The 8160-nt window shown below is 68.7% G+C and carries 5 protein-coding genes; 2 read left to right on the top strand and 3 right to left on the bottom strand.

The genetic code is table 11. The features are described from left to right. Positions 1 to 192: 192 nt before the first annotated feature. Positions 193 to 2262: a phosphotransferase gene (locus tag QZZ33_RS08430; protein WP_291379371.1), complete on the top strand. Its 2070-nt coding sequence runs from the start codon at positions 193 to 195 to the stop codon at positions 2260 to 2262. On the opposite strand, the gene QZZ33_RS08435 is transcribed toward QZZ33_RS08430, so the two are convergent. Next, positions 2251 to 3267, bottom strand: a complete 1017-nt coding sequence (locus QZZ33_RS08435) for a GNAT family N-acetyltransferase (protein WP_291379373.1) — start codon at positions 3265 to 3267, stop codon at positions 2251 to 2253. The two genes, QZZ33_RS08430 and QZZ33_RS08435, sit on opposite strands and share 12 nt — an antisense overlap. A gap of 101 nt (positions 3268 to 3368) precedes the next feature. On the opposite strand from QZZ33_RS08435, the gene QZZ33_RS08440 reads away from it, so the two are divergent. Next, positions 3369 to 4409, top strand: a complete 1041-nt coding sequence (locus QZZ33_RS08440) for an LLM class flavin-dependent oxidoreductase (protein WP_291379374.1) — start codon at positions 3369 to 3371, stop codon at positions 4407 to 4409. Between the two features lie 9 nt (positions 4410 to 4418). On the opposite strand, the gene QZZ33_RS08445 is transcribed toward QZZ33_RS08440, so the two are convergent. Both QZZ33_RS08445 and QZZ33_RS08450 read right to left on the bottom strand, forming a co-directional pair. Beyond that, on the bottom strand, positions 4419 to 5417 hold the full coding sequence (locus QZZ33_RS08445) for a hypothetical protein (protein ID WP_291379375.1): 999 nt from the start codon (positions 5415 to 5417) through the stop codon (positions 4419 to 4421). Positions 5418 to 5571: 154 nt separating this feature from the next. Then, positions 5572 to 8160, bottom strand: a 2589-nt coding sequence (locus QZZ33_RS08450; RefSeq protein ID WP_291379376.1) for a fibronectin type III domain-containing protein, incomplete at its 5' end; no start/stop codon positions are given.

Consider the following 8160-nt stretch of genomic DNA (forward strand, 5'->3'; position numbering starts at 1 on the left):
ACACGGCGAAACGGCGCGTCACCGCACAATCCGGATTCTTTCCCCGGGGCTCGCTCCCTCTGTACGGCAACGAAATCCCGGTCTATCGTGATTCTCACACGTACGAGGTGAGGGGGTCTCGGAGTGACACTGCCGCCGCGCGTTGTCCCCCCGTCCCAGGCCGCGATTCCAGGCTGGTGCCAACGCGACCAGATGGCCGCGAGCCACTTGGTCGCTCATGACGCCTTGCGCCGCGGCCCCGACGAACGCGCCCGGATGCTGCGGCGCATCGGCATCCGCAGAATCGTGTGGGACTGGCGCGAAGAACACCTTGGTGCCTTCGATGCCGAACTCGACGCGCTACGCCGTCACCAGGTGGCGCTGTCGGGCATGTGGACTCCGCTGCCCATGCCCGCGTTCGAAGAGCCCGACTACGCCAGCCGATTCGGCGTCGTCCCTATGGCGATCAAGACCCTCATCACTGAAGCCGCGCGCCGGGGCTACGCCCCTGATCTGTGGACCCAGATTGGGTTCGGCCAGGCGGGCGCCCAGGTGCCCCTGTCCAACCAAGCTCATCAGGCGGAGGTGAACCGCGCCGCCGACCACCTCGCGGGGCTCGCTCGCCTGGCCAGGGGTCACGGCATGTGTGTGGTGCTGACCAACCACGGTGGATGGGCAGGGGAGCCGCGCACGCTCGTGGGTGTGGTGCAGGAGCTCGCACGCCGCGGGCTAGGCAACGTGGGGATTGGCTTCAGGCTTCAGCACGCGCACCACCTGATCGCTGACCTCGACCACCACATCAAGACGATGGAAGAGCACTTGGTGGCATTCATGCTGAGCGGCGCCGACGCCGGGGCCGAGTTGAGCGGCCGCGTCATCCTTCCCTTTGGGGCAGGCAGCAGGGACCGCTGGGTGACGCATGCGCTGCTGGAGTCTGGCTGGCGTGGCCAGTTGGTGATTCACGCGGTGGGCCAGGACGACTCAGAGGCGCGACTCTTGGACAGCCTCGACGGGTGGGAGTGGTCGGTCGATCGCTTCCTCAGGCACCCGCGGCCACGCCCAGTGCCGAGGATCCTGGAGCCCACGTGGCCTCCCAACGCCGCGTGGACGGGCAGGGCCGTCGCCCCCACCCGAGCCGAACGCACGGTCCGCGCGGACGCCGTTCTTGCGGCTCAGGCAACTGCCGCAGTCTCGGCTGCTACGGTCGCCACTGCCGCGGACCCGGCCGTTCCCAGGGCCGCGGCGGCGCAACCGGCCCCGGCGAGTCCCGACACCCACGTGCCGGGACCCCATGTGCCGACGCCCTACGGTCAACGTGCGCCAGAACGGCAGCCCGCACGCACCGAGTCCACGGCAGCGTACTTTCGCGCTCCGAATGCCGCGCCTCCACGACCTCCCGCCACGCCCCCGCTACCGCCCGCTGCGCCCTCGCCACCTCCCGCCGTGGACCTCGGCCCCACGCGCAGGCAGCGGCGTGCCGAGCGCGAGGAGGGTGAACGCACGGCTCGCGAGGCCACGAAGGCGGCGCGCAACGCCCAGCGCGAGGCCGCGCGGGGGCCAGAGCGCATCGGCCACCGTGACGTGCGCATCATCGCCCCGGATCCGTACACGGGGGCCATCCACGCGCTGTTGCTCCACCTCGAGGACGCGGGCTTCACCGGTGCACCCAGGTCCTTCGGTTGGGACGACAAGGGACGCCACCTCGTCGAGTTCGTGCCAGGCACCAGAGCCGACCACCCCAAGGCGCCGGAGGCAGTGCTGGACCCGGCGCGCATCGGCCGCTTCATGAGCGACATGCACGACGCCCTCGAGAGCTTCGAGCCGCCTGACTACGCGCTGTGGTTCGACGGGCTGCCTCCGCCAGGCGGAGACCTCATCGTGCACCACGACATCGCTCCGTCGAACATCGTGGTGCGCGCCGACGGCACCCTGGTCGCAATCGATTGGGACGCCGCTGGCCCCGGCACGCGGCTGTGGGATTTGGCGTACGCCGCGCACGCCTTCACCCCCCTGTACCAGGCCGACGCCGACCTGGCACACGCGTCGCGGCGGCTGCGGGGCTTGGTGGACGGCTACGGCCTGGACGACGCGCATCGCAAGCAGTTGGTGCCGCTACTCGCGATGCGGTCTCAACGCATGTACGAGTACCTGGACAAGATGCGCGCCACCGGCGTTTCGCCGTGGACCGACCTGTGGGACAGGGGCATCGGGACGGTGTGGAAGGCCGACGCGCAATGGATTCGCGATCACTCTGACGTGTGGGAACGGGCGCTACTGAGCTAGCGTCTCGGAGCCAGGGATCCACCAGCCTGCCTCATCAAGCACCTGCCGCGCCACGTCTTCTCGCGCCACCGAGTCGGTGGCGACCACGCCGTCGTCGAGGTCGAGGCTCTCCAGAATCTCGTCCAGTTCCCTGGAGCGCTCGAGCCCGAACTCTCGCCAGCGACCGGCCGGCTCTCGCGCGGTGATGCGTTCCGTCCGAGTCTCCTCTGTGGCCGTCACCCGCACCACGGAGACCTGCGCCGGCCCCGCCCGGCTCGCGAAGGCGCGCGCATAGCGGTCGCGGTCGTCCGGATCCTCGACCACTCTGGCCACCACGATGCACCCGTAGCCGCGTGCGCGATAGATCGGCGCGAGGGCAGCGAGTCCCAGCAACAGCAAGTGTTGTTGGTAGGGGTCGTTCGACGGCTCTGGCCTGGCCTGGCACAGGGCGTCGGCGTCGATGAAGGCGACCCGCACGCCCGCGTCGCCCAGCACGTCAGTGATGGCACACGCCGTGGCCGTCTTGCCAGCGCCCACGGCGCCATTGACCACGAGCAGCCGCGTGGGCAGCGCCTTGGCCATACAGATCGATCGCGGATCGTCGGCGTAGGTGCCGTACGGGGGAATGCGTGCATAGCCGATGCCTGCATACAGGGCGACCGCCTCTGGCTGGGCCTCGCCGGTCTCCAACACAAGCCGGGTGGCACCCACGCGGAAGGCCGCGCGTTCGATCGCGCCCATCATCACCCTGGCGTGGCCGTGGCCGCGGTGCTCCGGACGCACGTACAGTCTCTTGATCTCGACGGTTCCCGGGCTGTCAGGGTGGTGGCCGGACCACCGCAGCAAGGTGGTGCCGACGGGCTCCCCCGCCTCCGTGAGCGCCAAGAGCACCAGGATCACCCCGTCTGGCCTGACGGGCGACTGGATCTCGGGCTCGCCGTAGCGATGCTCCAGTTCGGCGTCGAGTTCTTGCCACAGCGCGACAGCCCGCGAGTCGTCCATGCGCACTGACTGCACCGAGATCATGAGCCGAGCGTATCGCCGCCTCCAGGGGAATAGTGGGTCTTGCGGTCCGGTTCTTCATCCGGATGATGACGTGTCAACGAGTGGTGTGGAAGGATGCGGCCGTGAAGAACATCGGCTTCCTGTCGTTTGGGTGGTACTCCAAGGCACCAGGCTCGAAGGTGCGGACACCGGCGGACCTGATGCACGACACGATCGCGCTGGCAGAGGCCGCGGAGGACGCGGGGATGGACGGCGCGTGGATCCGCATCCACCACTACGACCAGAACATGTCCTCCCCCTTCCCGATGCTCGCGGCGATGGGTGCGCGCACGTCGCGCGTGGAGCTTGGCACCGGCGTGATCAACATGCGCTACGAGAACCCGTTGTACATGGCGGAGGCCGCCGCGACAGCCGACCTCATCGCTGGTGGGCGGCTCCAGCTTGGCGTCTCGCGCGGCTCGCCGGAGGCACCTCTCGATGGTCCCGCGAGCTTCGGCTATCCGCTGCCAGCGGGGACGACGCCAGCCCAGGACGCCACCGACCGCATCGCGCGCTTTCGGGAGGCCATCTCCGGCGTCGGCATCGCGGAACCGGGCCCGCAGGCGCACGCCATGCGAGGCCAGATGCTGCCCATCACGCCCCAGTCCCCTGGGCTGAGCGACCGCATCTGGTACGGCGCGGGCAATACGGAGTCCGCGCGGCGGGTGGGCGCACTGGGGATGCACCTCATGTCCTCGACCCTGGTGCTCGAGGCCACCGGCGAGCCCCTTGGCGTGGTCCAGGGCAGGCAGCTCGAGGCCTTCAGGGAGTCGTGGCGCGAGGCCGGTCACGCTGGCGAGCCGCGCGTGAGCGTGTCGCGGTCGATCATGCCGATCATCGACGACGCCACCCGCACCTACTTTGGCCCGCTGCTCGAGCGCGACACGATGGGCGCGAACCGCGACCAGGTGGGAGAGATCGACAACTCGCTCAGCACCTTCGGCAAGTCCTACGTGGGCGACGTGGACAAGATCGTGCGCGAACTTCGCGACGACGACGCGGTGATGTCGGCGGACACGGTGCTGGTGACGATTCCGAACCAGTTGGGCGCCGACTTCAACCGCACCACGTTCGACGCCCTCGTGGCCGTCCGACAGCAGTTGTCTGGCGCACACTCTGGCTAGCAATCCGCGCTAGCCCGTGGTGATCGGCCCCGTCTGGACGGCCTCGAAGGCGGAGCCGGGGATGGCTTTCAGGTCGCCGAGAGCGTCGTCGTCCCAGCGCGCGTCATGCTCGCCTGAGATGTACCAATTCGAGCCGTTGTCGGCCACGATCATTCCGAACTCTTTGAGCGCCGTGCAGACGACGCCCGCCTCCGTAGACATCGACGAACAGTCGTACGACGCCTTGAGCCTGAACCGCGCTCCCATCGGCGGCCTCGTCTGGTCGGTGGACGAGCTCGCAAAGTGGGTGGCCGGGGCAATGTAACCGCGCTGCGAGCGCGACACTGTGAAGCGGAGCGCATGGGGGATGACGCCCGCCTGCACCTCGTCATACCGGACAAGACCCGCGAGAACGGGGAGGCCCGCGGCATCAGCCGAGGTCCACCCCGCTGGGCGCAAAGCGTTTGACGAGAGGTCGAAGACGGCGCCAGAACCCGCCTCCCAGGCCGCGCCGCCTCCCACGGGATAGGCCGACCACATCTCGTAGAGCGTGCAGTCCGACGTGTCGACCACGATGACGTGACGGTCGCCTGACGACGAGGCACCACCTTCGATCGGGGCGTTCGTTGGAATCGGGTACGGGCCAGGGTCGGACTCGTCCGCATAGTCGAAGCTCACCGGCACCTTCGTTTGCCCAGCGCCCACCGTCGTAAACGGAATCCCTATCGGGTCGCCAAGCCAGAAGGTGCCGAAGTCGGGATGGACGTGTCCGCTCGCGCCGATGCTCGCGACCCAGTCTGCGGAACGCGCATGCACCGGCAACGAGTCCACACGCGTGTTCCACGGGTTGTCGGCAGGGAAGAGTTGGCAGCCACCCACTGCGGGTCCGCCCGCTTCATACCAAACGGACGAGGCCCTTGCCACCTGTGAAGGAAAGCTCGACGGTGCCAGGTGCACGGAGCCGGGCGCCTGCTCGTGTGGCGGCGGCGCCGCACAAGCCGTCCCCACCAGCGCCGCGAGCGTAGCCACGACTGGTGTGCGTCGCCTTCGACCACGTCCCATGGCTTCACGCTACGCGTGAGCGAGCATCCGCGCGCGGGCACCGCGAGCGCGTAAGCGAGCGGTGACGCCAGCAGGTCCTTCGCACCCTCCTGGGCATCGGCCGAGCTAGCGTAGCCGCACCCTAGACCTCTCGGCGCCGCCTGCCCACGATCACCAACGCCATGCCAGCGAAGAGTAGTTGCGCGGCCAGCGCCCCACCGACTGTCCCGCCTGTGACCGCGAGACCACTCGGCTCGGCTCCGAGTCGCACACCAAGAGAGGTGGACGCGGTGTGCCCGCCAGCGGTGACGCCGTTGACCTGCACTGTGTGAGCGCCGACGCCCAACGATGCTGGAAGCTTCACCATGCCGCTGAAGGTTCCGTCGCTCGCCACCGTCAACGCACCAAGTTTCATGGGGGTCGAGAAGATCCACACCTCGACCGTTGAACCCGGCTTGAAGCCTTCGCCACTCACCAAGACGTAGCCGCCCACGTAGCCCTCGAAGTACGCCTCGCCACCCCCGCCAGTCACGAGCCGCGCGCTCGAGTCATACGCCTCAAGCGTCAGCGAGACGGAGGGCGTGGAGACCTTCCAACCTGCTCCCGCCGCTCCACTCGTCACGGTCACCCTCTGGCCATCGAGAGAGCCGTCGCCGACGCCAGGGTCCAGTTCAGGAGGTGCGCTCTGCCCCGGCATCGCCACGGGCGCTGAGACGGGAGTTCCCCACGTCGCGGATGAGGCGACTCCGTCGCCCGCTGCAGAGACCGCGCGCAGCGCCACGGAGTAGGCCTGACCATTCTCGAGGCCGAAGACTGTCAGGGGAGAGGTGGTGGTCGCCACGATGGAACTGCTCCATGTCGACCCACCGTCCACGGAATACCGGTAGCCCACAATCGCGCTACCACCGTCGTCTGCTGGCGGTGTGAAGGCCACGACGATGCTGTGGTCGCCCGCAGTGACGGAGTCGACCGTCGGCGCCGAGGCGATGGTGCGCGGCGTGCCGTCGGCGGCGCCTGAAGCCGCGCCCGGACCAGCTGAGGTCACCGCGCGGAGCACGACCGAGTAGGTCGTGCCGTTCACCAGGCCGGTGATGGTCAGCGGGCTCGACGCCACGCCGAACGGGCCGGCCAGCCATGAGGTGCCCACGTCGAGGGAGTACTGGTATCCCGTCACCACCGCGCCGCCCGTCGAGCCTGGTGCGGTGAACTCAAGCACGAGGGACGCATCATCCGGTGTCACTGCCGTGACGACGGGAGCGGTCGCGGGGATCGCGTCCACCGTTCCCGAGTAGGTCGCCACATCAGTGCCGTGCGCGTTGGTTGCCGTGATCTCAACTGCGTAGGCCCCGACCGTGGTGGGGGTGCCGTGCACCTGGCCGTCGACCTCGAGAGTCAGGCCAGCGGGGAGTGCCCCATCGGTCACGGACCAGGTGGCCGTGGGTACTGCGCTGGCGGCCAGGGTCGTGTCATAGGCGACGCTCCATTGCAGGGTCCCCAGCGAGGTTGTCGAAATCGTGGGCACCGACTCGACGCTACCCATGACGGTCATTGATGCCGTCCCGTGCAGGTTTGTCGCGGTCACCTCGAACACGTAAACCCCTGTCGTCGTCGGCATCCCTGCGAGCACGCCCGTGGTGGAGTCCAGTGTGACGCCGGTTGGCAGCACCCCGGCCGTGACGGCAAAGGTGGGTGTCGGATATCCCGCTGCGGTCACGGTCGCGGAGGGCGAGGCCCCCAGGATCATGAGCGTCGGCACGCCCGTGGGCACGCCCGGTGATTGTCCCGGAGTGGCGGATGCCTCGCTGGACGCCGCCGACCATCCGGCCTCGTTGTGTGCCTGCACCGTGAACGTGTACGTCTGGCCCACGGTGAGTCCGGTGAGAGTGCATGGGGAACTGCATTCGGTCTGCACGCCACCGGGCGTAGAGGTCACCCGATACTTGTCCACCACCCGACCGCCGTCGAACGGGGGCGCCAAGAAGGACACGGTCACTTGCCTCTCCCCTGGGACGGCGCTGAGCGCGGTCGGTGCGTCGGGGACTGTGCGGGGAGTTCCCGTAGCAGAATTCGAGGCCGAGCCCCCGCCCGCTGCGGTCACGGCCCGCAGGCTGACCGAGTACGGCGTTCCGTTGGCGAGCCCCGCGATGGTGATCGGGCTGGTCGTGACACCGACCGGCCCTGAAAGCCATGTACCCCCGCCGTTCACCGTGTACTCATAACCGGTGACGGGGCTACCGCCACTCGTCGCGGGTGGAGTGAACTGCAGTGTGAGCGCACCGTTGTCCGCCGTGACGGTTCCGATCGCGGGCGCCGTGGCCGGGATCGGCACTACGTTGCCCGCGTACGTGACGGTGTCCGCACCGTGCGTGTTGGTCGCGGTGATGTCGACCGAGTATGCCGCCACCGTGGTGGGCGTCCCGTGCAGTCGACCGCTGGCCTCGAGCGTCAGCCCCGCAGGCAGCGATCCTCCGGTGACCGACCACGTCTCCGTAGGAACCGCGCTTGCGGACAGCATGGCGTCGTAGGGCGTGCTCCAGCGCAGGGTGCCCAGAGCACTCGTGGCGATCGTGGGAATCGACTCGATGTCGCCGGTAAACGTTGCCGAGGCTCCACCGTACGTGTTGGTAGCGGTGACCTCGAAGGAGAAGGATCCGGTCGAGGTCGCCGCGCCGCCGAGCGCTCCCGAGGACGAGTCGAGCGTGACCCCCGTGGGAAGCGCACCCGCCGTGAC

The sequence above is a fragment of the Demequina sp. genome (assembly GCF_016278775.1).
GTDB lineage: Bacteria > Actinomycetota > Actinomycetes > Actinomycetales > Demequinaceae > Demequina.